The following is a 26,937-nucleotide window of genomic DNA, read 5'->3' as shown; positions in this document are numbered from 1 at the left end:
ATGTTTGATGACCACCCCCAAGGCGACTGTCTCCGCCGACGTGATGGCGCTCGCCGGTGAACTGGGCGCCGAGCGGTCCAAACCGGGCTGGAGCACCTTCTCGCTCGCTCTGAACGACGAACAGCGCGAGATCCGCGACTGGGCCCACACCTTCGCCGCCGAGGTCATCCGCCCCGCCGCCGCCGAATGGGACGAGCGCGAGGAGACGCCGTGGCCGGTGATCCAGGAGGCCGCGAAGATCGGTCTGTACGGCCTGGAGGCGAACGTGAACCTCTTCGTCGACCCCTCCGGGCTGCTGATGCCGTTGGTCCACGAGGAACTGTTCTGGGGTGACGCCGGCATCGGGATGTCGCTGAAGGGCACCGGCCTGGCGTCGTCCGCGATCTTCTCGAACGGCACGCCCGAGCAGTGGAGCCAGTGGATGGGCCGGTGCTATGGGACGCCCGACGACGTCCGCGTGGCCGCTTTCTGCTCGTCCGAGCCGGGTGCGGGGTCCGATGTGTCCGCGATCCGTACGCGTGCGACGTACGACGAGGCGACTTCCGAGTGGGTGATCAACGGGCAGAAGGCGTGGGCGACGAACGGCGGGATCGCCGACATCCACGTGGTGGTCGCCACGGTCGATCCTTCGCTCGGGACCAAGGGGCAGGCGGCGTTCGTCGTACCCAAGTCCGAAGTCCGCGGGCTGGAGCAGGGCACGAAACTGCGCAAGCACGGCTTGCGTGCCTCCCACACCGCCGACGTCTTCTTCGACAACGTCCGCATCCCCGCCGGCAACGTTCTCGGCGGCAAGGAGAAACTCGACGAGCGCCTCGCCCGCGCCCGCTCGGCTGACAATCGCCAGGGCCGCAACGCCTCGATGGCCACCTTCGAGATCACCCGCCACATCGTCGGCGCCCAAGCCATCGGCATCGCCCGCGCCGCCTACGAGGTCGCCCTCGACTACGCCAAGACCCGCGAACAGTTCGGTCGCCCCATCATCGACAACCAGGGCATCGCCTTCAAGCTCGCCGACATGGCCATGGAGATCGACGCCGCCCGTCTCCTGGTCTGGCGAGCCGCCAACATGTCCGCAGCCCTGATGCGCGGCGAAACCCCCGACTACCGCCACGGCGAAGGCTCCATGGCCAAACTGAAAGCCGGCGAGGTAGCCGTCCGCGTCACCGAGGAAGCCATCCAAATCCTCGGCGGCAACGGCTACACCCGCGAGTACCCGGTCGAACGCATGCACCGAGACGCCAAGATCTACACCATCTTCGAAGGCACCTCAGAAATCCAGCGTCTAGTGATCGCCCGGGCGATCTCCGGTATGCGCATCCGCTGACGTTTCCGCAGGTCAGAGGCCGATTGCAGGACCTTCGAGGTGCGGGCCACCGTCCGGCTCCCTGTAGGTACTAGGGGAGTGGTCGGCGGCCCGTTCCGTGACAGTTCCGTGCGAGAACGTGGAGAAGAGCCGCGCCAGTCGGGCGTCCACCGCCTTCCGTGCCCGCTCATGCGACGACGGAAGCATGTGGGTGTACAGGCGGAGCGTGAAGCCCGGGTCGCCGTGACCTAGGTACTCGGCAAGTTCCTTGATGTTGACGCCGTCGGCCAGGGTGATGCTCGCGTAGTAGTGCCGCAGCGCGTGCATGCCGGTATCGCGGCTGGTCTTGTACTGTCGGCGGCCGCGGGCGTCCTTCCCTGGCATCGGAATCATGCCCGCCTGGGCAAGCGCTGCCTTCCAGACCAGCTCGTCGTACGTGCGAGCCCGGATGTGCTTGTCGTCCGTCCACCGGAACAGGAGCTTTACCGACAGAGGCTTCCCATCGAGTCTCTCCCACGGCAGGGTGTACGGCCGGGGTGTGGTCGCTTCGATGTGCTGTTTGAGTGTCATTGCCGTTCCCTCAGACAGTGGCACCGTCCGCTCGGTGTCGTTCTTGGGCAGGGCGAACACGAAGTCGCTGCCCAGCTTCTTCACCTGCCGCCGTACGTGGATGACCATCTCGTCGAAGTCGACATCCTCCTCAGCGAGCCCGAAAAGCTCGCCCTGACGCAGTCCAGATGCCGCGCCGACGGACGCGATCGGCCGGTACAGCGGTGGATGACATTCGACGATCCGGAACACGGTCTCGTCGCTCCAAGCGACGACCCTGCCGCTCTTCTCCGCGGGGACCTTCACGACCCGCGCCTTGGCCGGATTCCGTTTGATCGACTCGTCGTCGACAGCGACCTCTAAGGTCCCGTGGAGAACGATGAACGCCGTACGCGCGGTCGACGATCCGAATCGCGCGTCCAGGTCCGCGATCCAGCCGGCGATCTCAGACGGCTTGATGCTCCTCAACTGCCGCTTCCCAAAGACAGGCGCCACATGCAGCCGCAGCGAAGACTCGTACCTCATGATGCTCGCCGGATCCACCACACGCGACTTCAGCCATCGCTCGGCCACCACCTCGAACCGCACCTTGCCGGCGCTCGGATCGATGTACTCCCCACGAGCCCGATCGGTCTCCATGGCCGCCCCGTGCCGCTCAGCAGCGACCTTCGTACTGAAAACCTTCGTCCGCTCGTTTCCTTCCGGATCCAGCCACCCCGCCATCCATCGCTTCCCGCGCCCCCACCTCGCACTCCGCTCACGCCTAACCGACCCATCGGCCCGCTTCACCGGATGAGTCCAGAGATCCTTCGCATAAGCCATCGCACTCACACCCTCCAGTCGACTGTTGAACCCTGAGGGTTCAACGTCTCGGGCGGATGTAGAAGGACGTGCAAAACGGCTAGGCAAAGAAGCTGAACCCCACCCGAAGTCGGTCGAGTTCACGCACCGACTGTCGCCACGCCGCGCAGGTCGTTCCTGGATGTCGTCCGTCGGCCGTTCTTCGTGAGGGTGCGTGTTCGAGGAGGGACACGCACACTAACCACACGCCTCAAGCTCAACGTCTGAGCCCAGGGAGAGGGCGGTGAGGCGAACCCCGTAACCGCTGATTTCTAGCTGAGGCTACTTACCGTTTCTCGATAGTGAGCAAAAGCTCTTATTGGCAAGGGATTCGGGGCTGGTCTGGTGTGCATCGGTTCTTATCACTTGCCATCCTCTCGCGCTGATTGAGGTGCGTAAAGAGGTGCGTAGGACCTCCACCGGAACGTGAGGTCGGCCTGCGTGGCCGAAGCCGAGCCCGGGTTCCGCAGGCTCGCCGTTGGTGCCTGTTGCGGTGCACGGCTGTGGGCCTACTCGAGCCGGGCGCGCATAGCTGTTGGCGGAACCACATCGGCGGCAGATCTGCAGCTGGAAAGTCGGCAGATTTAAAGGCGCATCCAGCTCCATCGCTGCCACGCGGCGGCTGCTGACCGGAACTCGTCCGATTGTGTTGTTGTAGCCGAACGTGGCGGTGTTGTCGCGGTAATGCATCAGCTCCACGCGGCGAGGATGTGATCAGGGGTGATGTCTGGTGTGGTGCAGCTGCCGCGGCTGAAAGCGATCAGGGGTGTGTTGTCAGAGGCGCTCGGTAGCTGTGATCTGTGGTGGATGAGGCGTTGCCTACCCGCTCCCCGGCGTCAAGCACCGAACGTCCTGATGTCGATCGTCGACCCTCTCATCGACGACGAGCTCCGCGCACTGAATCTATATGTGCACCTCACCAACGGAAGGTGACGGGACCGCGACTGTGTGAGCCGCCGGACCATCGCCGGGACGAGGGGATCATCCGCCTCATGCTGGAGACCGCCATCCGGTCTGGTAAGGGTGATCGTGCTCGAAGTCGACGACCTCAACCTCGATGCCGGGCTCGTCACCATCCGGCAGGCCAGGGCGGACGCGGCCGCATCATCCCGATCGACCCCGGCGCTGCGCTCGCCATTGAGCGCTACCTCGCCGTTCGCGAGGAACACCGCCTCGCCTCCGGTCGCGCCCTCTGGCTAGGCGACAGGCGCAGCGACTACAGCGAGATCGGCCTGATTCGCCCCCTGAACAGGCGAGTCGAGAAACCTTCCGCCCCCTCCGACAGTGGCACACGGCCGCCCACCGCTGGCTGGCCGCCAGCGGCTCGGAATCCAGCCTGATGGCGATGGCCGGCTGGACCCGCATAGACATGCTCATCCGCTGTACCCGCGCCCAAGCCTGCGAACGCGCTGCCGAGGAAGCTTGGAGGCTCAGATCTCGGCGCGATCTGAGCCTGGCCCTCCCTGCACGGGGTACGCGAGTCCTGCTTTCCCAGTGACACTCGTGCACCACTAAGGACGGTGTCGCGCGAGTTATTGGCTCAGGACTGTACTATCAACATGACCCCTGTACTTCCCCTCACGCGAGAGTTGCTGGCTTACCGATGTCACAATCCGGGATCAGTTCGAGAGGACGTGCGGAACTGGCAGCCGTGCTGTCCGGCGGCCGACGCTTTGTCAGGTCAGAGCAGGTGACTGCTGCCTTGGACGTCAGCGCAGATGAGGCGGCAAGGAAGCTCTCCCGGTGGGCCGCCCAGGGTTGGCTCCGACGCGTTCGCCGTGGCCTTTACATCGGAGTCCCCGTTGAGGCGACTCACCCTGCTTCGTGGTCGGAGGATCCCCTAGTCGTGGCGGCTGAGGTGTGGCCCTGCTATTTCACAGGATGGACTGCGGCGAACGAGTGGGCGCTGAGCGACCAGGTCTTCCGAACCACCATCTTGAAGACCACCTCTCGCGTGCGCGCATCCCATGTTCGGCTGCTTGACCACGACTACCTGATCAGCTCGACCAATGACGCCGACATGCGCTGGGGCATGAAGAGTCAATGGAGACATGAATCTCGACTGCGTTTCGCCGACCCCGCCCGCACCGTCGTTGACATCCTGGATGCTCCCAGGCTTGGGGGCGGAATGAGACACGGCGCCGAGATTCTCGCGGCCTACCTCGATGAGCATGACCCCGCCACGCTGATCGCCTATGGCGACAGGCTCGACAACAAGACCCTGTTCAAGAGATTGGGGTACAGCATCGAAGCTCTGCGCAGGGATCTCCCCACGATCCTCAACGCGTGCCGTGAGCGACTATCTGCGGGGATCTCAGTGCTCGACCCCAGCGGCCCACCCGGAGGTCGCGCCAACACGCGCTGGGGACTCCGCATCAACGTCACCGTCGGCGCGGAGGAACCGGCATGATCTCCCGTCGAGAGCTCGACGGACTGCGAGGTGAGTGGTCGCTCGACATCGGAGTCATCGAGAAGGACTACGTGCTGGGATGGCTATTGGCAGGCGTCGCCCAACATGTTGAGCTTGCCCGGACGTGGATCTTCAAAGGCGGGACCTGCCTGCGCAAGTGCTACTACGAGACCTTCAGGTTCTCCGAGGACCTCGACTTCACCGTGATCGACGGCGGGCCTGAAGAGGTCGAGGATCTTCAGCCCATCTTCACCGAGATAGCCGACTGGATTCGCGAGGAGTCAGGTATCGAACTCGTACTCGGCGAGCGGCCGTTTCAGCGCCGAAGGAACCGCCGCGGACATTTCACGACCCAGGGCAGGATCGCGTATCGCGGCCCGAATGTGACGCGGGGGACGCTCCCGAAGGTCAAGGTCGACATCACCAGCGACGAAGTACTGACGCAATCGCCGATCCTCCGGCCCATCGGCCATCCCTACAGTGACCACCCACTCCCCGTCGACGGGGTCTCCTGCTATCCCATCGACGAGCTGTTCGGAGAGAAGCTCAGGGCACTCGCTGAACGGTGCCGACCTCGAGACCTCTACGACGTTGTGCACCTCCATCGGCACCCGGATCTTGTCGGACGCGCATCGGCAGTCCGAGACGTGCTACGCGGCAAATGTGAGCACGCTGGAATCACGGAACCCACTTTGGAGACTATCCGCGAGACAAGGTTTCGCGCGGAGATCGAGTCCGAATGGGAGAACATGCTCGGCCACCAGCTCCCGCGACCACTCCCGCCGTTCGAAGACTTCTGGAACACGCTCGGTGACGTTTTCGGCTGGCTTGAGGGTGCCCGCCCCAGAGCCCTGCTGCCGCGTGCACAGTTCACGGACACCGACCCGAGTTGGAGCGCCCCATCCGCGATCACAACATGGCGTCGAGGCGTTCCCTTGGAGCTCATCCGGTACGCCGGAGCGAACAGGCTGACGGTCGATATCGACTATCGCGCCGAGAACGGTCGCTGGGGCTCACGGCGCGTCGCCCCGTACTCATTCCGCCGCACGCGCGACGGCAACTTCGTCCTCTTCGTCGTGAATGACCGGGGGCAACTGCGCAGCTATCGACTCGATCGCATTGCAGGCGTCCGCCCCACGAGTGAGTCGTTTGCGCCGGTCTTCAGGGTCGAGTTCTAGCCGGAGTGCGAATGCTTGCCGTCGGCAACTCTCGTAGATGGTCGCTTCCAGGGCGACTGTCTGCTCGTCGCACCGAGTAGCGTCTTGGCTTGCGTCGGTAGGTCGCGCACCGGTCCGTCGTGTGCGCCCAGAATCACCGTCGCCGGCGGCTGACTGGCCGTCGCCGTTCCGGCGGCCTGTCGGCAGGCCTCTGCGGCGGCGTCCTTGTCACCGGCAAGTAAGAGCGTCCGCCAGGGACAGCCAGGCCGCTGAAGAAGTACCCGGCGAGGTACCGTTCGTCGGCCGCGATCAGTGCCTCGACAGCGACGGGTACGCCGTGCTCCTCCAGTGCGTAGAGGTACGCGAGGATCCGATCCCGCTTCTTGGGGCCGGAGAGACCGGCGTCGGTGTAGATCCACCGGATGTCGTCGCTGGAACTCAAGTCGCCTTCCGCCAGTAGTGCAGGAACGGCGCCGCCGCCGAATGTCACGGCACGAGTCCTGGCGAGAGCGTCCGGTTGCATGGCCTGTCCGATGGACCTCGGTAGGGTTGGCGAGTGTTGTTTACGATATTGCCGCCGCGAGAAGAGCCGCCCAGAAGTGCGCCGGGCGCCTACCTGGTCAGCGACAACTGGAACGATTTCGGGTTCCGCACGCAGTTCTGGCTGTGGTGCAGCAATGGCACGGTGCAGGTTCGTATCGGTAGCGTGCGGATTGCTTCGTACGGGCTTGAGCAGGGGCCGGTGTCGATACCTGGCACGTTCGATCGGTTGGGCGCCGGCTACTTCTCTCTGGGGACCGACGAGAACTATTACGCGAGGTTGCGGGACGAGTTGTCCGAGCAGACTCGGATGGAGGTCCTCACCGCGCTCCGTGACTCGGCCTACGATCTGCGGATCTTCGAGCAGGCCCTGCGCCAACCTGCGATGGAAATCTCGCTCCTGCGCGACCTCCTGCCCGAGACCGTGCGGCAGCAGTTGCATCGCATCGCTCACGGTGGACCGACCCAGTCGGCATTCGACATTCGGTATCAGCAGGAGCCGGATGATGATGGTCCGCCGGTGATCCTCGACTTCGCCGTCGATCCGGCCGCGAAGCCGCCGAACAACATGCACGCGCTCATCGGCAGCAACGGAGTCGGCAAGACGAGGCTGCTCGAGAGGCTGGCTACGACGGTGCTGGCTCCCACACACTTCCCTCCTCCGAAGAGCCGACTGGAGGACCGTCGCACCTACCTGCGACATCCCTTTACGAACCTGGTGACGGTCTCATTCAGCGCGTTCGACCCACAACAGCCGCGTCGGCCCAGCGCAGACGTCAACTACACCTACATAGGCTTGAAGCAGCCGACCGGCGGGGGGACCAAGAGATACTCGGACCTTGCTGCGGACTTCGAGGCTGCTGTCCAGGACTGTCTGACCGGCACTGCCGCCCGGCGTGAGCGATGGGCCGCCGCGCTCGCGACCCTGGAGGCAACCGATGCGCTGTTCAGTGACGCGCGCATTCGGGACCTCGCGGGTGACGAGTACCTCCGAACTGGTGAGCTGCCGAGCCTCGCTGTGGTTGATCTCTTCAATAGCCTCAGCTCGGGTCACAAGATCGTGTTGCTCACGCTCGCGTGCCTGGTTCAGAACACGGTTGAACGGACGCTGGTGCTCGTCGACGAGCCGGAAGCCCACTTGCATCCGCCGCTTCTGTCGGCGCTGCTCCGGGCGTTGTCCGATCTGCTGCTCGATCGCAATGGGCTGGCTGTCATCGCGACTCATTCTCCGGTGGTGTTGCAGGAGACACCTCGCAGCGCTGTCTGGGCGTTGCGCCGAGTGGGGGACGACGTTCGGGTCGATCATCCGGAGATCGAGACGTTCGGGGAGAACGTCGGGGTGATCACCCGGGAGATCTTCGGCCTGGAGGTTCGGCGGTCTGGTTTCCATCAGCTCATTCAGGACCTGGCTGACGAAGGTCTCTCCTATGAGGAGATCGTCTTGGCGTTCCGGGGAAACCTCGGCGCCGAGGGTCATGCGCTGGCGCGCGCGGCCGCTCGTCATTTTCGGCAGCAGCGCTGATGTGGCACGTCGAACGCCCGCAGCTCGAGGTGCGGGATGTCTTCAGCCTGTGCATCAGCGACCAGATCAGTTCTGCCAAGCTGAGGATTCTTCAGTACTACGAGGATCCGGTGGTCGCCGCCACCGAGCGTTACGAGGAAGCCTGCCGCACGGCGTCGCTGCACCTACTGGATCGCGAGAAGTTCAACCCGCCGAAGGCTCGCACATCAGATGCCAAGGACCTCGTCAACATGTACGAGCAACGTATGGCGCCGGACAAGCCCGGGCGGGAGGTTCGGGACGCCGTACGCAACGCAGTCGTCAAGTGCCCACTGTGCGGTGTTGGGCGGGTGCGGCAGATCGATCATCATCTTCCGAAGGCCGTCTACTCGTATCTCGCGGTTGCTCCGAGCAATCTGCTGCCGGTCTGTGCCGACTGCAACTACATCAAGGGGGAGCGAGCCCCGACCTCGTACGGCGAGCAGACTCTCCACCCCTACTTCGACGACATCGACGACGACCGTTGGCTCAGAGCACGCCTCGTCGTCGACCTGCCGAACTGGTACGTCGAGTACTTCGTGAGTCCACCGAGCTCCTGGAGCCCGCTGCTGACGTCCCGAGTGCAGCATCATTTCGAGGTGTTCGAACTCGCCAAGGTCTACGAGGACCAGTCGGCGGACGAGCTAGTCGGGATCGCCGGCCAGCTCGAGACTACGTTCGATGCAGGCGGTGCCGGGGACGTCCAAGCCCACCTGCTCGACATGGCGCGCTGGCGAACGAGACCCCGAAACAACTCCTGGATGACCGCCCTCTACGAAGCAGCCGCCGACAACGTCTGGTACTGCTCAGGCGGGTTCCGGAGGATCGCCAACCGCTGAGCTGGCGGAGGCTGGTCGGCGACTATTTGTACAGATCCACGTGTCTCGAAGCGATCGTTTGGAGGATGTCGATCAGCTCCCCGGCAGCTGCTCGGACGTCGGCTGGTGAACCGTCGGCGCTGTGGAACCATGCGCAGACATCTTCGACGAGTTGGCCTTTCAGCTCGGTTTGTTCCTTCCAGCCGGCACCGCGGGATCGAGCGGTCTCGATGGCGGCGACGCGGTCTTTGAAGTGGCTCGGATAGTAGTTTTCGATGACCGGCTCCTGGAACGCGATGAAACGATCGGCCGGCCACCGTCGTCGGAACGTCGATGCCAGCTTCTCGACAGCTTGGCGGCCGGAGTCGTCGCCGTCGACGAGTACCCAGGCGCCGGGCTCGGGCTCTGGGTCGTCGGACTTCTGAACGAACAGCATGAACCGTCGCAGATCCTCGAACATCCGTTGCACCTTGGTGGTGCCGCTCGCGGCGAGCAGGCGGAAACCGGCGAGTTTCGGCGCGAACTCAGGGATCAGGATTTCGCGGAAGAACCGTTCGGCCGTGCTTTCCTCGAAGATCAGCCAGCCGACCGGGGCGGTCACGTCGTACCCGAGGTCGGCCAGTGCCTCGCGGCGCTCGATCGCGCTGCTGAGGCGCGTGTAGGTGGTGGTCGGCACTCCGTCGTTCGAGGGTGAGAGAGATGCTTGGTAGACGACTGCGCCGGGGGTTGAGCCGAGCGTTCTGAGTACGACGTCGCTGTGCGTCGAGACGACGACCTGGCAGTCGTGCTCGGCGACGGCCTCGAGGATGACATCGAGGAGTTCGTGCAGGGCTTCGGGATGGAGGTCGTTCTCGGGTTCCTCCAGCAGCAGCACCCTGCGGCCCGGGTTCGCGAGCTCGGCAAGGATCGTGATCACACCGCTGACACCCTCGCCCATCCGATCGAGCGCGACGCCCTCGTACTGACTGAGCGGAAGGCCGGGCTGCTGGCCGTGCTCGGTGAGGAAGGTGCCGATGGAAGTCCCCTCGCCAAGGACGCGCTCCACAAGCTTCCGAAATCGCCGCCCCTCGGGGTGGTCGCTCGACAGCGAGTTGAGCCACGCGGTCAGATTGTGGTCGGTCATGCCGACGCTCCTCGATCGGGCCGCATCGACGCTCGCGTCGTAGGCGCCGACCTTGCGTCGGGAGAAGACCGGAACGAAGAGCTGGTCCGGCCGCTCGGCTGACAAGGGGTCGACACTCCGTTCCGCCTGGCCGCTGTTCCAGGCGAGCGAGACCGTGAAGCGCTGAGGGTCAACGCCTTTGACTGTGATCGTCATGTCTGCCGGGAATGTGCCCGGAGGCTGGTCAAAAAAGTATGCGTCGACCACGGGTTGGGCGGGCGAGGTTCCAAGGACCATGTCGACGCGCGGTGGCTGAGGACTGCGCAGGCGTCGATCTCCGGCCTGGAACTGTGCTCCGCCCTGTGCCAGGTACATCGCCCTCAACAGCGCCGACTTGCCCGAATTGTTGCGTCCGATCAGCACCGTGACCGGTCCGAGTTCGAGCGTTCCGGAGCTGTCGATCGAACGGTACGAATCGATGGTTACCGAGCTGATGATCAAGTTCACTTCCCCCGATTGGTCATGGCGATCCTTCTCCGGATGGACTTTATCGGCAGCTGTCTACAGCCGTTACAGGTGTGAGTGTCCGTGGTTCGTCGAGCGGCATGGTCGACTGGCCGGTGATCCGTTGTGCGAGGCGGAGGTGGCGTTGGCGAGTGCCGGCGTCGAGTTCTTGGTGCATGACCTCGTGGACGGATTGCTTGACACCGGGGTTGTTGAGGACGGCTTCGAGGACGTCTTGCGTGGTGGGTTCTGGGCGGGGTTCATGGAGGTGTGCGCTCGTTTGGTGGGTGGCGACGTAAGCGAGTTCGACGGACTCTCGAACGTGGGTGGTGGGCAGGGTGACGGTGTCCTCGTCGGCACTATGAAGGGGGAGGGAGTCGTCGGGCCAGCGGTAGATGACGGTCCAGTGGTCGCCGTTCTGACGAAACCTGACTTGCCACAGCAGACACGGCTTCTCCGTTGCCAGGGCCGATGGTTGCGACGATCCGCGGGGTGTCGTGGATCTGCGGGGCGCGTTATCGATGCCGGGACAGATGCAACGATCTTGAATGCGGCGATCGGAATGGGCGTGCTCGGGTGCGCGATCTACTTGGGTGTGTCTAAGCGCTGGCGGGTTTCGCGACGCGTCGATCCTCGGCGGGCCAGGTCGCCGCAGTTCCGGAGGCCCTGAGGCGCCGTCCGGTCCGCGAGTGTTCGCGAATATCGGGTCGTCGAGGCGGATGCCAGCGGCGTGGCGGGCGCGGAGGATGGCTAGGGCCTAGTAGGCGAGGTGGAGGAGGCGTTCGCCGGCTCTCGATTTGGTGGCCTTGCGGATGAGCCTTCGCCCCTGATGCGGGCGATGGTGTGGGTGATTTCGACTGTGCCTGCGTCGATGTCGACCTGGTGCCAGGGGAGGCTAGGATTCGCCGACGCGGACGCCGGTGCCGAGCATGAAGCCGACCAGATCAGGTTGGTCGGCCTCCACCGCGCGCTCGTCTGCTGCCAGGCTCCTGCGGAGTAGGGTGCCCTCCTCGCCGGTCAGGGCGCGAGGTGGATTCTTGGGTGGAGCTTCGATGGTGTCGACCTCGCGGACCGGGTTGACGGAGATGGCTCCGTAGCGGACTGCAAGCTTCATGGCGCCGGAGACGATGGCGCGGCAGGTCTTGGCGGTGGCGTCGCCGGCGGTGGTCTTGATTTTGGTTAGGACGGTGTCGAGGCGTGGGTGGTGGCTTCGCCGATGCGGAGTTCGCCGATGGCGGGGCGGACGTGGTGCTTCAGGTTGCGGCAGTAGGTGTCGAGGGAGGCGGGGGAGCGTTTGCCGTCGGCGATCTGGGCCTCGAATCTCTTCTCCCAGAGGTCGAGGAGGTGGTTGATCTTGTGGAGGGCGGTGAGCTCGCCGGACTGGCTGGTGTTTGGCGCGGTCCTGGAGCTTCTTGAGGAGGGCGCGCTCGGCGGCGGTCTTGGTCTTGCCGTAGGCGGAGACCGGCCGGACGTGGCCGTCGTGGTCGCGGAACTTGGCCTGCGACTTGTGGTTGAGGGTTTTCCGTTGGCGCCGGTTTCGGCGACCCAGGTGGAGATCTTTCCCCACGATCCGAGCTGCAGTGGCGGTCTCGCCGTGTCATGCCTCCAACCGGTGTGGTGGTTGGCAGCTCAACGGCGAGCGTGATGGAGGATCCGCGATCTGGACAACGATGCGAAGCGTTGTGATGTGACACACAGTCACGATCAGGTGAAGTAGCTCAGGATCGGGGCGGCCTGAGGCGGAATCGGCTTGCGAAGCAAATGAGTGCGTAAAGAGTGCGCGCCGGACATGAAGAAGCCCAGGGCACTTGCGTGACCTGGGCTGTTGTGCGCCGCCAGGGACTCGAACCCCGAACCCGCTGATTCCCTTTCAAGACGAGCCGGTGATGCTCGTTGTCACCCCCCGTCCTCCCCATGACCTGGGCAAACGAAGGATGCAGCCCACCTCGTGCTTGCTTGAAGGACTCGTTCCTACTCATCCATTCCGATGGGGTAAGGCATGGGTTCGTAGCTGGCAGCGGCCGGGCTACGGCCGAAACTGTGTGCAACCTGCAGGCTTGCCCGGCCGTACTGTTGAGAGGCGTTCACCGGCTCTTCACGATCGAGGGTGTAGTTGCGGTCTGAAGCCGCCGGTCTCGAGCAGGGATCTGGCGATGTAGTTGGTCAGGTTGCGGAAGCCGAGTGCGGATCCTCGGAGGTGTTCGAGGCGGCCGTTGATGGCCTCGGTCGGTCCGTTGGACGTTCCTGGGTGGTCGAAGTAGTCCAGGACGTCGGCGGCACGTTTCTTCAGGGTCCGGCCGAGTGTGATGACTTCGACGAGCGCGGCGGGCACGCCGTGGCTGACCGAGTCGATGAGCTGCTGCATCAGCTCCCGGTCGCGGCGGCGGTCGGGTTCGCGGTATGCGGCGATCATGCGCTGGTAGATCCCCCAGGTCGCGTCGACCTCGACGTGCTCATCGGCCGCGAACAGGTCGGTCAGCCGCTGGGCCTGCTTGCCGGCGAGCAGGCCGGCGCCGGTGTGCAGCATCCGGCGCGCCGAGTAGAGCGGGTCGTGTTTGCGGCCCCGGTGGCCGTGGGTGGCTTGCTGGACGCGGCGGCGGCATTCATCGAGGGCGTCGCCGGCCAGCCGCACTACGTGGAAGGGATCCATGACCGCGACCGCATCCGGCAACTCTTCGGCAGCCGCGGTCTTGAAGCCTGTGAACCCGTCCATCGCGACCACCTCGACCCGCTCGCGCCAGGACTCGGCTCGTTCGGCGAGCCAGGTCTTGAAGACCTGCTTGGAGCGGCCCTCGACCATGTCGAGCAGCCGGGCCGGCCCGGTGCCGTCGCGAATCGGAGTCAGGTCGATGATGACGGTGACGTACTGGTCGCCACGGCGGGTGTGTCGCCACACGTGCTCGTCCACGCCGATGACGTTCACGCCGTCGAACCGGCCGGGATCCTCGATGAGGACGCGTTTGCCTTCGGCAAGGACCGCGTCGTTGGCAGTGTTCCACGACACCGCGAGGCCTTCGGCGACACGAGCCACGGTCAGGTGCTGACACACGATCCCTTCCAGCGCCCACCGCAGCCCACGGCGCGACAGCTTCGCCCGTGGTTCCGCAGCGCGGCTGGTGTCTTGGCGCCACACGTGCCCGCACCCGGTGCACCGGTACCGGCGGATCGTCACCAGCAGCGTGGTGGGACGCCAGCCGAGCGGCTCGTGCGCCAACTGCCTGACCACGGTGTCGCGGGGTACGCCTTCGCATCCGCAGCGCCGGCACCAGCCATCAGCGGCGTCGGGCTCGACCACCCGGCAGGCCAGCACGGCACGGTTCGGCTCAAGCCGCTGGCCGACGACTTCGAGACCGAGCTCGTCAAGGCGTGTGAACGTGGTCAGATCCGGGCAAGCGAAGGTAGTGTCAGGACGTCGAGGTCTTCTGGATGAGGCGTGTAGGAACCTTCATCTTCGGAAGACCTCGCCCCCTACCCCGGCAACGACGCGCCGCCAGCCTCGACACCCTCAACTGCGAAGAGCCCGTTCACCCGCTTGCTGCACAGACGCTATGCGGGTCTCTGGCCGAGTACTAGTCTGGTTAGGTTCACGCAGATACCTACGTCATGCGAGATTGCAACAGGGGGTCCTGACATGAGTGCAACACACGAGCACACTAGGCGGCCCCTGGCCCGGCTGACACCACCTCCCCCGCCGGAGCCGCCGAACCCGCCGACGCAGTCGAAGAAGTCGAAGAAGTCGAGGAAGTCGGAGAAGTAGTCGATGCTCGCACCTGCGTGACGAACATAGTCACGATCCGGCGAGCGGAGATCACGACCATCGACGACTTGTTATCGCGGACATGCTGGCTACCAGCGGCTCGGTGCCTGATTGGAGCGCGAAGGAGTATGTCTCGGTCAGGGCTGTCATTCGAGTCAAGATTGAACGAGTCAAGATAGCCCTCGACGTATGAGCCGTCGTCGAGCTCGAGTGCGACAAACGTCTGTTCGTCTGCCGGGACATCGCTGAAGACGATCCACCACACTGATGCGGTCGACGGATGCGTACGTGTGAGCTGGCCGAACACCCAACTCACCGGCTTCGTGATTCTCGGGTAGCGCCCCGCAAGCCGACCGGCCAAACGCGGGGCAGTCGCCCCGCGAAGTAGCGTCGATGCATAGGCAAGGGCTGTGGCCAGTGTCAAGAGGCTGACGCTCCACCATCCCAGTAGATTCGCGTGCTGGCTGATGTAGACCTTCGGAGTACGGATTAGCTTCTCGATGTCGATATGGCGAGACCAGATCGGCGAGGTCACTGTGACGACAAAGAGGTCCGTGGCTACGCTCACGGCGACCACTGCCGCCGTCTCCCGAAAGGCCGAAATGCGGCGATTGGTACCGCGGCGCTCCCTGCCGACCTGGTAGGCGAAACCGGGCAGCAAGAGTGCGACGAATATCAGGACGCCGGTGAGTGTGTTCGGCACATCGACCTCCAGTCTGACACATATAGCATTGACCATTCTGTCGGAGAAGTCATGTGCATGAGGCGCAGCGGCGCCCGGCATTCGTTCGGCGGGAGGTCTGCTCCTCAGCGTATGAGCACGGCCTCGATCCGATCCATCGCCTGCGCGTCCAGGCCGTCCAGAACCTTGGCGTAAATCCGCCGGCGACTCGCCATCCCGGGACGGCGGGTCGCCACGCCGGTTCGTGCCGTACGCCAGACCATGTGTTATGGACTTGAGCAAGTGGGACTGGGGCAGTGTCCCCGCGTGGTTTGGCGCGCTGTCTCTGATCCTTGCCTTCACGGTCTTCAGGCGCGATCGAGCCAACGCGGAGCGCGCACAGATTGACCTGATCGGCGCGTGGGCGACTGTCGAGCACGAACGCAGTCATCCACATGAATCCCCTGTTGTCGAGGGCATTGTCACGGCGCACATCCGCAATGCGGGTCAACTGCCGGTGCGCGTTGCGAAGATCGCCTACAAGGTCGAGTCGAACTGGATGCTCCCAGACGTAGAGCAGCCGCAATCTAGTCGCGGCGGAGTCATCGCCTGGACATTGACAGCGGGAGTCGAGCCCCAGTTGCACTTCCACGACAACCTGCTTGTTGCACCTCAGCTGACAGAGGATCTCCCGTTCACGGTCAACGTAGCGCACATGGCTCCAGAACGAGCAGAGCACCTATGGCCATCGAGCGGAATCACGGTGAAAGTCGAATGGCTCCTGGTCGTCGACAACGCGGGACGGCGCTGGCAGGTGCGACCCGAGCGAGGAGGCAGAGCAACTAGGGTGCGGTGGTGGTGGCGACCCAAGGAGTACATGCCGCGCGACTGGTAGCCAACGATCGTAGACGCGCTGGGTCGCTCAGCCATAGCGCGGCGACGCGAGATCTGAGTCATGGCATGCTGACGCGGTGAGCGAACCATCCAAGGTCGAAGCAACTGAGCAGCCGGTCACTCAACCCGATACGCGCGCCGCGTCAGAAGCGAACTTGATTGCCGGCGCGAAGCGCTGGGCTGGAGAGGCACTTGACGCCTGGACGGAAGAGGATCACCCGAAGGTGGGGCTACTGGCACCAATGGCGGTTGAGCTTCTCGGCAAGGCAGCGCTATGGCGCGACAACCCCGTCCTGCTCCTCCCGCTAAACGATCGGCACGAAGGGGCGTTGTTCCTGCTGGCGACCCGACCTGACCTCGCCGCGAAGGGCGTCCGAACCATCGGCCTCCAGGTCGTGATGGATCGCCTCGTTAGGTTGCTCGGAGACTTGCCAGTTGCGAAGGATCGCCGTGGCCGCATCGCGGACGTCCGCAATGGAGCCGTACACGCGGGTACCAGTGAGGATCTGCGATTTGTGCTGCTGGACTGCCTTGCCGTCGTCGGAGTCCTTCTGGAACGACTCGGCATAGAGCGACAGAACTTCTTCGGGTCGCACGCCGATACGGTCGATGCGCTCCTCGACAAGCGTCGGACTGAGGTTTCGCGCCAGGTTGCCGCGAAGATGTCCAAGGCCCGCGCCCGGCTTACCCGACTTGAGGAAGCTCTCGGCGAGAGGACATTCGAACTGGCGACCGAGGAACTGGCAGAGCAGCGGTTCACGCTCGACCCCGACGATTTCGTGTCCGGTGGTGCGGGGTACCAGGTCGCCTGCCCAGAGTGCGGATCCAAGGCCATGCTTTTTGGAGATGTGGACGTCAGCGCTGAAGTCGATTACGACGTAGAACCGCTCGGCGGCGGGCAGTACGACGCCATCCCGATGCCGTATTGGCAGGCGAGATTGGGTCCGCAGACCTTCTTCTGCACGGTCTGCAACCTGCAACTTCATGGCACACAAGAACTCGGCGAGGCTCGGCTGCCGTCGCAGTACTTCGACGTGACGGCCGATGACTTAGGTCCGGATTTCGACTTGGATGCACATATCCACGAGATGACGTTGGATTACTGACATGCGAGCCAGGGTCTGAAAGGGTAAATCGCCATGGTTGACATTGGCGACGAAGCGGAATATTTGCGACAACTTGAGGCCAAATTAGCACCCGACCGGATTAGAGCGACGCTCGCGTTTGCTGAGCTTTATCAGATGACGCATGAACTCATCAAACGTTCGATTCTCGATAACACAAAAGGATTCTTCGGGTGGATGCGGTTCAACGACTCGTGGCTGTACGGAGAGGATGAGTACAAGGCCACGGTGTTGAGCAGGGTTCCCAGGAATCCGTTCAGATCTTCCCTGCACCGGCTCGTTGAGATGACCGCTATCACCCAGGCGCAGGCCGACCGTCTGGACGTCATCTACGCCCATCGGCATCAGCTAACGCACGAGTTGGCGAAGTTTGTTGTAGATCTCGACTTCGAACCTGATGTGGACCTGTTCGTGGATGCACTGACAATCCTGCAGAGTATTTCGCGGTTCTGGACTCAGATCGAGATAGACATCGGCTCATTCGAGGAACATGGAGACGTTGACGTTGACGACGTGCAGCCAATGAACCTTGTGCTGCTCGATCTCTGTATATCGACCTACGGCGAAGGGCTCGGTACGAGCGAATCGCAGGAGTGAATCGAGAAGGAGAATGTCGTGCCTTATCGCTTCGTCAGGACCAAGGAATTTGTGTCTCAATACAAGGAGAACAATCCCGGCAAAGACAGGTTGCTCTGGATCGATCTCCTGACGGAGGCAGTGAATGCGTCCGGCGCCGAAGTCGTAGCGTCGGCTACGACGGGATTGCTGAGCCGATGACGATGCTGCTCAAAGTGGCGGCGGATGCTCCCAGCGGCGGAGTCTAGGGCGTCTAGTCGGTCCCCGCCGCGACGGCGCGATGCGTCGTGGCGGGCACCAAATCTGCCTAGGCCGTCTTGAGTTGTTGAGCGATCACACGCCCGACATCGGGCGGTTGGTATCGGTCGCTCTTCTGAACTTTGCCGTCTCGCTCGATAGGTCTGCCGTCAGCGTCGAGTTTGGTCATGTTCGCTTTGTGAATCTCGGCGACGACGGCGTCAAGGTCGATGCCGTAGCTGATCGTTGTCACGCTGCCGCCGCACGTCTCCATCGCCAGGATGTTTCGCCCAGTTCCGGCGACGTCGGTGAACCGGCGGGTCTCCGAGATCGGGCGCCGCTGGTCAACTGCAAGTACCAACCGACGCGGATGGCTCCGTTGGGGCTCTCGCCAAAACCGATGGCGTTGACGATTCAGACGATCGGGATTTGAGTCGTCTCGCTCGAGGCGTTGACAATCGCAGCCTTCCTGGTGCTCACGGTCTGGCTTGCAGCGCCGCTCCTCGAAAGACCAGCTGATGTGCGGTCGATCGATGACAGTGGTGCGATATGGATCGTCGTAGAAACAACAGTTCCCATTGCGGCGAGGGCCATAGACGGTCTGAAGGAATCGCGGACCGACCTGGATCAGGCGGGCGTATTTCAGAGCGTCAAACTCCCACCCTGGCGGAATCTCTGGGTTGTTACCAGTCGAGAGGCAAGGAAGACCAGGGAGTGCAGAGTCAATGGCACGCCGCCGACTTCGTCCTCTCCTGTGCCGGCTTGGTTGGCGGACTCGGGACCATGGATGGGTGATGATGTTGAAGTCCAACATTGGGTACCCGGAGACACGGCGGTCGCTGAGCCGGCGTGTCTGACACTGTTCTGTGGGGTCAATCCTGAGGATCCACCCTGGAGCGATACAGGAGCCAGCACCTACACTGCGGTCATTTCCTGATGTTTCGATTAATGTGACACTGCCCGCTCAGTTGGGCGGGTGGACGCCCGGCGACGACTGCCCACCAGGCAAGCAGACCGCCGAGTTGCCTGTTGCGACCGCATGGAGGGCTTCTACGGCGGACCCTGACGTCACCTTGACGGGCGCGACTGCCGCTTGCGACGTACGCTGCAGGCCAGTCGTTTTCAGCGAGATGTATGTCTACCTCCGGTGGCCGGGCGCTGTCATCTCGGTGACAGACCAACAGGGACAGGCTGCTCTGGTGCCGCGAGGCCTGCTCGCGGGTGCGGCCTTGGGTGTTGCTGCTCAACTGTTGGTCGAAGTCCTTACGGCTCTCACCGGCTCGATGACGTGGCCACAAGGGACAGTGGCCGCTGGGTCAGCGGATGTAGCGAAGGACTGTGCTGTGCATGATTCGGCGGAGTTCGCACCGAGTCACCATCACTCATGTTGACACGGTGGATTACTTGCGGCGGCACACCGATTTGCGTAGATATCCGACGATGTCGGAAAGATGTTTCTTCCGGCCGATCGCGTATCAGAGTCTGGGTTCGACGGTCCCTTATGCTCAGACTCATCGGGAGGGCTGCGCATGGTCGACTGCGAGAACTTCACTGACCAGTTGGATTCAAGTCGTTCGCGCCGGGCTGCCTCGATTGATCGACCGACTCTGATAGTTGGTGTAGAGAGTTCCAGAGAGAAACAATCGATTGACCATGTGAACCTCGCCGAGCGAGAAGCGGTCGTACTTGAGGTCAGGTTCGGGGTCGGGTGGCTAGCGCTATGAGTACCAAGCTGAGCAAGCAAGATTTGGTAGTCGCGATAATTGCAGGTGTCGCGGCGGTCTGCGTTGTATTGGTGCTTGTGCTCGCGGATCCGTCGGCATCGCCACCGCGGACCGCCCTCCTGATCCTGTTTGCGATGCTGGCAACATGGGTGCTGGCGGTCTGCCTGCTCAGGTCCGGTCGTCGAGCAACCCGAGATCCGCAATCGGGTGAGGCCGGCCATCCAAGCTGGCGCATGGGCTTAACGCCGGCCGTGACCGTAGGGGCGCTGCTTATCGCGTGGGTCGCTGTTCCTCGGGCGCCAGCTCGATCCGCTGAGGTTCGGCCACAGCGCACAGCCTTGCCCACCTCGACCGTTGACGATCGTGAACTCGCCAGTGGGTATCGTGCTTGTATAAAACTGGTTCGAGAGACGGCGAGCCATGTTGTCGGGACTATCGAGGGACGCATGGGCGTGACGACGCCGGACGCAACCACTGTGGTTGTTGGCGACGATCGCTCGACCTGGACCTGTAACGTGAAGCCCGATCTGAATGTATCGAACCGAAGCCCATTGGATCGAGCGGAGACTGTCGATCCACGCGACAATGGGACGGCTCCTGAGTACGCGGTGGCGACAACTATTCTGTCCCAGGACGCGACCGAATACACCACCCTGGTCTGGGCGGGAGGACCCGTCGACGGAGCTACCACCGAGCTGACATTCACATTCCCCGATGGAGCGAAGGTGCCGGCGAAGGTCGAAGAGGGGTACTGGGTATTGCAGTATTTCTGGAAGTATCCTTCCTCGCAAGAATCCCTCGGATCCGGAAAGATCGAAGTCTACGCAAAGAAGTTGACTGGCTCTGCCACGCGTGAGGTGAACCTAAGAAATATCCCCGAAGCGTGCAACCAAAAGCTGCATGGATGCTAGTGTCCTGCGCCCGAAATTCGTGACAGATATTTTGCTAGGGAGTTGAGGATCTCGTCGGCGGTTTTGGTCCACACGAATGGCCTGGGTCGTCGTTCCAGGTGTTGATCCATTCGCGGATGTCGGCTTCGAGGGCGGGTACGGAGGTGTGGACGCCGCGGCGGATGAGTTGGTCGGTGATCAGTCCGAAGAATCGCTCGACCTGATTGACCCAGGATGATCCGGTTGGTGTGAAGTGCAGGTGGAACCGGGGATGGCGAGCAAGCCAGGCGTTGATCTGGTCGGTCTTGTGAGTGGCGTAGTTGTCGCGGACGATGTGCACGTCGAGCTGGTCGGGAACGTTCTTGTCGATGATGGCCAGAAACTTCTTGAACTCGACTGCGCGGTGCCGGCGGTGCAGTTCGGAGATGACGTGGCCGGTTTCAATGTTGAACGCGGCGAACAGGCTGGTCACGCCGTGGCGGGCGTAGTCGTGGGTGCGCCGTTCGGGCATGCCGGGCATCATCGGCAGCACCGGCTGGGATCGATCCAGTGCCTGCACTTGGGACTTCTCGTCCACGCACAGCACGACAGCCTTGTCCGGCGGGTTGTGGTAGAGCCCGACCACATCGACGATCTTTTCCACGAACAGCGGGTCGGTGGAGATCTTGAACGTGTCGGCGATGTGCGGTTTGAGGTCGAACCGGCGCCAGATTCGCCCGATCGTGGACTTGGACAACCCGCTGCGCTCGGCCATCGACGCCCGCGACCAATGCGTGGCGTCTTTCGGCCTCTCCTCCAGCGTCGCCGTCACGACCGATTCGACCGTGTCCAGCAGGATCGACGGCGGCCGCCCGAGTCGAGGCTCGTCAGCCAGCCCGTCCAGCCTCTGGTCGAGGAACCGGCGCCGCCATTTACCCACCGTTCCCGGCGTCACCCGCAACTGCTCGGCCACTTCACCGTTCGCCCGCCCCTGCGCACACGCCAACACGATCCGCGCCCGCAACGCCAACGCCTGCGACGACTTCGCCCGCCGCGACCACCGCTGAAGCTGAGCCCGCTCCGCATCGCTGAGCACCAACTCCGCCTTCGGTCGCCCCGCCCGCGGCCCATCCAGCAGCCCATCCAGCCGGGCAGCGGCGAACCGCTTCCTGACATTGAGCACCGTCATCGCCGACACACCCAGCTCGCGAGCCAGCTCCGCATACACCACATCCGGCTCAGCACACCGAAGAACGATCTCCGCCCGGACCGCCAACCGCGAACCGCCCGACGCCCAACGGACCAACTGGGCACGCTCACACTCGGCCAAAACGAACTCAGCAGCAGACACCGCACTCAGCATACGAGCATCGTAATAACTTACATCGCGAACTAACGGCGCGACACTAGTAGCGTGTCGCTGCTTAGTTTTGGGGTGTTGGGGTGTGAGGGTGGCGTGGCAGATTCCTTCCCCTCTGCCAGACAAGGGATTGCTGTCATGGCGTCGCAGAAGAAGCGGCCGGTCGTGTTGACCGTGGCTGATCGTGAAGAGTTGGTTCGGGTGAGCACGACGGGGGTTCGTGGGGCTTCGATGATCATGCGGGCGCGGGTGCTGCTCGCGCTGGATACTTCGGTGGGCGAGGTCGATTCTCAGGAAGCGATCGCGGCCCGTGTCGGGGTCTCGACCGAGACGTTGCGGCTGGTTGCGAAGCGTTTCGCCGAGACCGGTGGTGACGTGGATGCCACGATCGCGCGGAAGGTGCGCGACCTGCCACCGGTGGCTTCGCCGGTGACCGGTGAGGTCGAGGCCCGGCTGATCGCGATGGCGTGCTCGCAGCCGCCGCAGGGCTATGCCCGGTGGTCGCTGCGGCTGCTGGAAAAGCATGTCGCGCTGGTCGAGGACATCCCCGACCTGGATCACTCGACCATCGGGCGGGTCCTAAAAAGACGAGGCTGCGTCCTCATCTGAAGAAGTACTGGACCATCCCACCACGGGCCACCGCGGAGTTCGCGGCCCGGATGGAAGACGTGCTGGCCGTCTATGCCCGGCCCTACGATCCTTTGCGGCCGGTGGTGTGCATGGACGAGAAGCCCTACCAACTCCTCGACCATGCCCGCGCCCCGCTCCCAGCGCGGCCTGGTCACGACGCCTGCCAAGACAGTGAGTACATCCGCCGTGGAACGTGCTCGATCTTCTGCTGGGTCGAGCCCCTGGCCGGGTGGCGCCGGGTTCAGGCCCTGTCCCAGCGAACCCGCATCGACTGGGCCGGCCAGGTCAAACAACTACTGAACCTCGACTACCCCGACGCCCAGACCGTGGTCCTGGTGATGGACAACCTCAACACCCACGGCATCGCCTCGCTCTACGAGGCGTTCGAACCACAAGAAGCCTTCACCCTCGCCCAACGCCTCGAAATCCACCACACCCCCAAACACGGGTCATGGCTCAACATCGCCGAGATCGAACTGTCCGCACTGACCCGGCAATGTCTCGACCGCCGCATCAGCGACCTCGACATCCTCAACACCGAACTCTCGGGCCTTACCCCCGGATCTTGGACACGGTGGTGGATTACGCCGCTGACGGGAGCGTAGTGGGGTGGAGGGTTTCGTAGGTGTTCGGGGACTGGTAGTGGCACCAGGAGTGCCGGCGGCGGGTGTTGTAGCGGGTGACCCATCGGAACACTTCGCGGCGGCAGGTGGCCTGGTCGGGCCAGGAGTTGTTGTCTTGGAGGATCTCCCTCTTGAGGGTCGCGTTGAACGACTCTGCGAGGCTATTGTCGGCGCTCGTGCCGATCGCGCCCATGGACTGGGTCACGCCGAGGGCCTTGCAGAGCTTGGCGTAGTCCTTGGAGGTGTGGACCGATCCGTGGTCGCTGTGGAACACGGACCCGGCCAGGCTGCCTCGGGTGAGTTCGGCGGCTTTGAGCGCGTCTTCGACGAGGCTGGTGCGCATGTGGCCGGCGATGGACCATCCGGCCAGGCGGCGGGAGTAGCAGTCGATGACCGTGGCCAGGTACAGGTTGTTGCCGTCGGCAAGCGGCAGGTAGGTGATGTCGCCGACGTAGCGCTGGTTCGGTGCCTCGGCGGTGAAGTCCCGGTTCAACAGGTCGGGCACCTTCTGATCGGCTGGTTCGGGGATCGTGGTGCGGACCTTGCGGCGGCGTCGGTAGCCGGCGATACCGTGCTCGCGCATCACCCGGGCAACCCGCTTGTGGTTCACCCGCTCAGCGGTGTCAGCGCCGTCGTTGAGGTCGGCGGTGATCCGCGGGGCACCCTGGGTGTTGTCGGTGTCGTGGACGGCCCGGATCCGCTGAGCGAGGTGGGCGTCGGCCTCGGCCCGCGCGATACGGGCGGGGGCAGCGTTCACCCACGCGTAGTACGACGAACGCTCGATCTCGACGAGCGCGCACAGCCGCTTCACGCTCCAGCCAGGGCGGGAGGTGGTGGAGTGGTCGGCGACGAACTGGAAGCGGTTCACCAGTTTGTCTCCCCGGCGAAATACTTGGCCGCCTGGCGCAGGATCTCCCGCTCGGTCGTGAGCTTGGTCTTGTCCGCCCGCAGTTGCGCGTTCTCGGCCTCGAGCCGGGCGATCCTCGCCTCCGGCGTCTCCGGCTCGGCACCCGTCGGTGTCTTACGCCGGCGGGCCCGGGAAGAGCCGCTGACAATGGTGCCGTCGCCGGTCGTCTTCTTGCCCGAGCCATACACCTCGACCCAGCGGGCCAGGGTCGCCCGCTCGATCCCGAGATCGGTCGCGATACCACGCAGCGTCGCTCCCGGAGTGGACTCGTACAAGTCGACGGCCTGCCGACGGAACTCCTCGGAGTAGTTCTTGCGGGCCATAGTTCTGAATCATCTCGCTTCCCCAGCACATGGCTGGATTCAGCGTGTCCAATCCTCGGCCAACCAGGCCGCGCGATCCTCGTCGGTCTCGTCGTCGCGCCACGTCAGCATGACCAGCAGGCGATTCGCCGGCAGGTTACGCGTCGAATATGCAAGGAAATCGAGGGTGGACCAGTCCGCCCAATGCACGTCCTCAACCAGGAGAATCGTGCCGGCCTCGGGACCGTCGAGGAGCGCCCCCCGAAGAAGGCCAAGGGCCCGCGCCCGGCCACCAGCAGACGATGCGACGTCGTCGGCAGCGACACCTTCACCGAGCACACTGCCGAGCGCCACATCCAAACCGCCATACGCCGCTGCGCCCGCCATCGGCGCACACGCACCACGAAGCACACGCGGGCCGCCATCCGCTGCATCCGCGAGCACGGACTCGACCAAGACGGTCTTGCCGACGCCCGCCTCGCCCCTCACCAGCACGCCCGCCGAGGCCACCGGCAAGTCAGCGATCAACCCTCGCAACACCGCAGCCTCGAGCGCACGTCCGACCAGCAAGCCGGTCATACCTCATCATGCATCCGATAACTGCCTGCCGCAGCAAGACCACTCCTCGCTGACTGACTGCGCATGGATGACATGCGAACCACCCTCTCCAGCCCGGACACCCGGACTTGTTCACTCAGTCCCGCCGACCAATGCCGCCGACGACAGGCGCCGGGACTGTCGCGTAGGCGTGATGCGCCACCGCACGACTAAGGCGTTTGCGTGCGATCAGTAAGACGTTGTGGGCGTCAAATGACGCCACGTGCCCGATGCGTCTACCCGCGGATCGAGGCGAGGGTAGAGCCAGCAAAGCCCTGCAAGAACTGTCCAGGGAGGACATCATGTTCACTGCGCGTGAGCAGCGACTGATCGTGGAGATGCTGGCCGACGGCAGCCCCGTCTGGTACGTCGCTGCCGTGACCAAGAAGGACCGGCACAGCGTCTATGTGGTGGGCACCAGGCACGGCTACCCGCATCGGGGGGCGATGAAGCGCGCCTTGGAGGAACTGACAGTCGGCCGCGACGTCATGGCTGATACCGGCTAGAGAAGCCGTTCGAGCCGCCTGCGGATCGTTATGCCTCGAGCGGGGCGCGGACACCCCTGCCAGCCTCGAGACTTGAACATCTGGGTCTGCTGCACGGATAGGTGACATCTGAGCTGGCTTGCCGTGAGGTGGGCCTGGAAGGATGTTGCTGTGCCCAAGCCTTACCCTCGCGAGTTCCGCGATGATGTCGTTCGGGTTGCCCGGGACCGGGAGCCCGGTGTGAGGGTCGAGCAGATCGCCAAGGACTTCGGGGTTCATCCGATGACGCTGTTCAAGTGGTTGCGCCAGGCCGAGGTCGACGAGGGCGCCAAGCCAGGGGTAAGCCGTGGTGAGTCGGCCGAGCTGCGTGAGGCGCGGCGGCGGATCAAGCTGCTGGAGCAGGAGAACGAGGTGCTGCGCCGGGCCGCGGCGTACCTGTCCCAGGCGAACGTTCCGGGAAAAGGCTCTACCCGCTCGTGAACGAGCTGGCCGCCGACGGGATCCCCGTCGCGGTGACGTGCCGGGTATTGAAGCTCGCTCGCCAGCCCTACTACCGCTGGCTGGCCCGGCCGGTCACTCCTGCCGAGCTCGAGCAGGCCTACCGGGCCAACGCGTTGTTCGACGCCCACCGCGACGACCCGGAGTTCGGGTATCGGTTCCTGGCCGACGAGGCCCGCGACGCCGGACAGCCGATGACGGACCGGACCGCGTGGCGGATCTGTTCTGGCATGGGCTGGTGGAGCGCGTTCGGCAAGAAGAAGCGCGGCAAGAACGGCAAGCGGCCTGGTCCACCGGTCCACGACGACCTCGTGCGCCGCGCCTTCACCGCCACCGCGCCGAACCAGTTGTGGCTGGCCGACATCACCGAACACAAGACGAACGAGGGCAAGCTCTACCTGTGCGCGATCAAGGATGTCTACTCGAACCGGATCGTCGGCTACTCCATCGACTCGCGGATGAAGTCCAGGCTGGCCGTTGCCGCACTCAGCAACGCCGCCGCCAGGCGTGCTGACGTGGCCGGCTGCGTTCTGCACACCGACCGCGGGTCGCAGTTCCGGTCGCGGAAGTTCGTCCGTGCCCTGGGCCGCCACGGGCTGGTCGGTTCGATGGGGCAGGTCGGCGCCGCCGGCGACAACGCCGCGATGGAAAGCTTCTTCGGTCTCCTGCAAAACAACGTCCTCAACCGACGATCCTGGCCCACCCACGAGGAACTCCGGATCGCGATCGTGACCTGGATCGAACGCACCTACCACCGACGCCGCAGGCAACACGCCCTCGGCCGATTGACCCCCATCGAATACGAAGCAATCATGACCTGGCCGGCCAGTCAGGCCGCGTAACCGAAACTGTCACCTACTCGTACAGCAGACCCTCTCTAGGCGTTGCCCAGCTCGCTCCGGTCAGGAGATGTGACCCAGCGGATTGCTG

The 26,937-nt window shown here is 63.9% G+C and carries 23 protein-coding genes and 3 pseudogenes; 16 read left to right on the top strand and 10 right to left on the bottom strand.

The window, feature by feature from the left end; translation table 11 throughout:
- The first annotated feature begins 7 nt into the window (after positions 1-7).
- A complete protein-coding gene (locus ACZ6O0_RS16415) occupies positions 8-1,324 on the top strand; it encodes an acyl-CoA dehydrogenase family protein (protein WP_465765743.1) in 1,317 nt (438 codons plus the stop codon).
- 12 nt (positions 1,325-1,336) lie between these two features.
- Here ACZ6O0_RS16415 and ACZ6O0_RS16410 read toward each other — a convergent pair whose 3' ends face one another.
- Positions 1,337-2,674 (bottom strand): tyrosine-type recombinase/integrase, encoded by a 1,338-nt coding sequence (locus ACZ6O0_RS16410; protein ID WP_465765742.1) that lies wholly within the window; start codon positions 2,672-2,674, stop codon positions 1,337-1,339.
- Positions 2,675-4,295: 1,621 nt separating this feature from the next.
- Here ACZ6O0_RS16410 and ACZ6O0_RS16405 point away from each other — a divergent pair.
- The 3 genes and pseudogenes from ACZ6O0_RS16405 to ACZ6O0_RS16395 form a co-directional block, all read left to right on the top strand.
- Positions 4,296-4,469 (top strand): annotated as a pseudogene (locus ACZ6O0_RS16405) (hypothetical protein); the annotation flags it as partial.
- A 69-nt stretch (positions 4,470-4,538) separates the two neighbouring features.
- On the top strand, positions 4,539-5,102 hold the full coding sequence (locus ACZ6O0_RS16400; RefSeq protein WP_465766437.1) for a type IV toxin-antitoxin system AbiEi family antitoxin domain-containing protein: 564 nt from the start codon (positions 4,539-4,541) through the stop codon (positions 5,100-5,102).
- Complete coding sequence (locus tag ACZ6O0_RS16395; protein WP_465765741.1) at positions 5,099-6,280, top strand: nucleotidyl transferase AbiEii/AbiGii toxin family protein; 1,182 nt, start codon at positions 5,099-5,101, stop codon at positions 6,278-6,280. Before ACZ6O0_RS16400 ends, ACZ6O0_RS16395 begins: the two co-directional genes overlap by 4 nt.
- Before the next feature lie 133 nt (positions 6,281-6,413).
- Here the strand turns inward: ACZ6O0_RS16395 and ACZ6O0_RS16390 are convergent, their stop codons facing one another.
- Complete coding sequence (locus ACZ6O0_RS16390) at positions 6,414-6,701, bottom strand: hypothetical protein (RefSeq protein WP_465765740.1); 288 nt, start codon at positions 6,699-6,701, stop codon at positions 6,414-6,416.
- Positions 6,702-6,815: 114 nt separating this feature from the next.
- Here ACZ6O0_RS16390 and ACZ6O0_RS16385 point away from each other — a divergent pair, with 114 nt between their 5' ends.
- Entirely contained in the window at positions 6,816-8,321 is a 1,506-nt protein-coding gene (locus ACZ6O0_RS16385) for an AAA family ATPase (RefSeq protein ID WP_465765739.1), read from the top strand.
- Positions 8,321-9,178 (top strand): HNH endonuclease signature motif containing protein, encoded by an 858-nt coding sequence (locus tag ACZ6O0_RS16380; RefSeq protein ID WP_465765738.1) that lies wholly within the window; start codon positions 8,321-8,323, stop codon positions 9,176-9,178. The genes ACZ6O0_RS16385 and ACZ6O0_RS16380 overlap by 1 nt, the downstream gene beginning before the upstream one ends.
- Before the next feature lie 22 nt (positions 9,179-9,200).
- Here ACZ6O0_RS16380 and ACZ6O0_RS16375 read toward each other — a convergent pair whose 3' ends face one another.
- The 4 genes from ACZ6O0_RS16375 to ACZ6O0_RS16360 all read right to left on the bottom strand — a co-directional run bounded on the left by ACZ6O0_RS16375 (position 9,201) and on the right by ACZ6O0_RS16360 (position 15,223).
- Entirely contained in the window at positions 9,201-10,766 is a 1,566-nt protein-coding gene (locus ACZ6O0_RS16375) for an ATP-dependent nuclease (RefSeq protein WP_465765737.1), read from the bottom strand.
- Positions 10,767-11,658: 892 nt separating this feature from the next.
- Positions 11,659-11,877 carry a hypothetical protein gene (locus tag ACZ6O0_RS16370; RefSeq protein ID WP_465765736.1) on the bottom strand — a complete coding sequence of 73 codons (219 nt, stop codon included), beginning with the start codon at positions 11,875-11,877 and terminating at the stop codon, positions 11,659-11,661.
- A 981-nt stretch (positions 11,878-12,858) separates the two neighbouring features.
- The gene (locus tag ACZ6O0_RS16365; protein WP_465766418.1) at positions 12,859-14,145 is read right to left on the bottom strand and encodes an ISL3 family transposase; all 1,287 of its coding nucleotides are present in this window, start codon (positions 14,143-14,145) and stop codon (positions 12,859-12,861) included.
- A 271-nt stretch (positions 14,146-14,416) separates the two neighbouring features.
- Complete coding sequence (locus ACZ6O0_RS16360; protein ID WP_465765735.1) at positions 14,417-15,223, bottom strand: DUF6338 family protein; 807 nt, start codon at positions 15,221-15,223, stop codon at positions 14,417-14,419.
- A gap of 247 nt (positions 15,224-15,470) precedes the next feature.
- Between ACZ6O0_RS16360 and ACZ6O0_RS16355 the strand changes: the two genes are divergently transcribed.
- From ACZ6O0_RS16355 to ACZ6O0_RS16330, 6 genes are all read left to right on the top strand, one after another.
- A complete protein-coding gene (locus ACZ6O0_RS16355) occupies positions 15,471-16,076 on the top strand; it encodes a hypothetical protein (protein WP_465765734.1) in 606 nt (201 codons plus the stop codon).
- A 76-nt stretch (positions 16,077-16,152) separates the two neighbouring features.
- Positions 16,153-17,181 (top strand): hypothetical protein, encoded by a 1,029-nt coding sequence (locus ACZ6O0_RS16350; protein WP_465765733.1) that lies wholly within the window; start codon positions 16,153-16,155, stop codon positions 17,179-17,181.
- Between the two features lie 33 nt (positions 17,182-17,214).
- The gene (locus ACZ6O0_RS16345; protein ID WP_465765732.1) at positions 17,215-17,796 is read left to right on the top strand and encodes a hypothetical protein; all 582 of its coding nucleotides are present in this window, start codon (positions 17,215-17,217) and stop codon (positions 17,794-17,796) included.
- Positions 17,797-17,814: 18 nt separating this feature from the next.
- A complete protein-coding gene (locus ACZ6O0_RS16340) occupies positions 17,815-17,976 on the top strand; it encodes a hypothetical protein (protein WP_465765731.1) in 162 nt (53 codons plus the stop codon).
- Positions 17,977-18,100: 124 nt separating this feature from the next.
- Positions 18,101-18,445: a hypothetical protein gene (locus ACZ6O0_RS16335; protein ID WP_465765730.1), complete on the top strand. Its 345-nt coding sequence runs from the start codon at positions 18,101-18,103 to the stop codon at positions 18,443-18,445.
- 1,287 nt (positions 18,446-19,732) lie between these two features.
- Entirely contained in the window at positions 19,733-20,647 is a 915-nt protein-coding gene (locus ACZ6O0_RS16330; RefSeq protein WP_465765729.1) for a hypothetical protein, read from the top strand.
- On the opposite strand, the pseudogene ACZ6O0_RS16325 reads toward ACZ6O0_RS16330, so the two are convergent.
- Both ACZ6O0_RS16325 and ACZ6O0_RS16320 read right to left on the bottom strand, forming a co-directional pair.
- A pseudogene (locus tag ACZ6O0_RS16325) lies at positions 20,644-21,740 on the bottom strand (IS630 family transposase). The gene ACZ6O0_RS16330 and the pseudogene ACZ6O0_RS16325 sit on opposite strands and share 4 nt — an antisense overlap.
- A 9-nt stretch (positions 21,741-21,749) precedes the next feature.
- Positions 21,750-21,968, bottom strand: a pseudogene (locus tag ACZ6O0_RS16320) (helix-turn-helix domain-containing protein); the annotation flags it as partial.
- Between the two features lie 135 nt (positions 21,969-22,103).
- Between ACZ6O0_RS16320 and ACZ6O0_RS16315 the strand changes: the two are divergent.
- Together ACZ6O0_RS16315 and ACZ6O0_RS16310 are read left to right on the top strand one after the other, a co-directional pair.
- Positions 22,104-22,574, top strand: a complete 471-nt coding sequence (locus tag ACZ6O0_RS16315; RefSeq protein WP_465765728.1) for a helix-turn-helix domain-containing protein — start codon at positions 22,104-22,106, stop codon at positions 22,572-22,574.
- The gene (locus ACZ6O0_RS16310; protein WP_465765727.1) at positions 22,463-23,200 is read left to right on the top strand and encodes an IS630 family transposase; all 738 of its coding nucleotides are present in this window, start codon (positions 22,463-22,465) and stop codon (positions 23,198-23,200) included. The genes ACZ6O0_RS16315 and ACZ6O0_RS16310 overlap by 112 nt, the downstream gene beginning before the upstream one ends.
- Here the strand turns inward: ACZ6O0_RS16310 and ACZ6O0_RS16305 are convergent.
- Together ACZ6O0_RS16305 and ACZ6O0_RS16300 are read right to left on the bottom strand one after the other, a co-directional pair.
- A protein-coding gene (locus ACZ6O0_RS16305; protein ID WP_465765726.1) for an IS3 family transposase occupies positions 23,178-24,448 on the bottom strand; the annotation gives its coding sequence in 2 pieces (ribosomal slippage) (positions 23,178-24,103 and positions 24,103-24,448; 1,272 coding nt in all). The genes ACZ6O0_RS16310 and ACZ6O0_RS16305 overlap by 23 nt on opposite strands.
- 39 nt (positions 24,449-24,487) lie before the next feature.
- Positions 24,488-25,006, bottom strand: a complete 519-nt coding sequence (locus ACZ6O0_RS16300; RefSeq protein ID WP_465765725.1) for an ATP-binding protein — start codon at positions 25,004-25,006, stop codon at positions 24,488-24,490.
- Between the two features lie 320 nt (positions 25,007-25,326).
- Between ACZ6O0_RS16300 and ACZ6O0_RS16295 the strand changes: the two genes are divergently transcribed.
- Positions 25,327-25,530 carry a hypothetical protein gene (locus tag ACZ6O0_RS16295; protein ID WP_465765724.1) on the top strand — a complete coding sequence of 68 codons (204 nt, stop codon included), beginning with the start codon at positions 25,327-25,329 and terminating at the stop codon, positions 25,528-25,530.
- A gap of 150 nt (positions 25,531-25,680) precedes the next feature.
- A protein-coding gene (locus tag ACZ6O0_RS16290; RefSeq protein WP_465765723.1) for an IS3 family transposase occupies positions 25,681-26,849 on the top strand; the annotation gives its coding sequence in 2 pieces (ribosomal slippage) (positions 25,681-25,965 and positions 25,968-26,849; 1,167 coding nt in all).
- Positions 26,850-26,937: the final 88 nt, after the last annotated feature.

It is taken from the genome of Kribbella sp. NPDC048837 (assembly GCF_055586945.1).
Note: the sequence above shows the minus strand (reverse complement) of the source record. Positions and strands in the feature narration are given on the sequence as shown.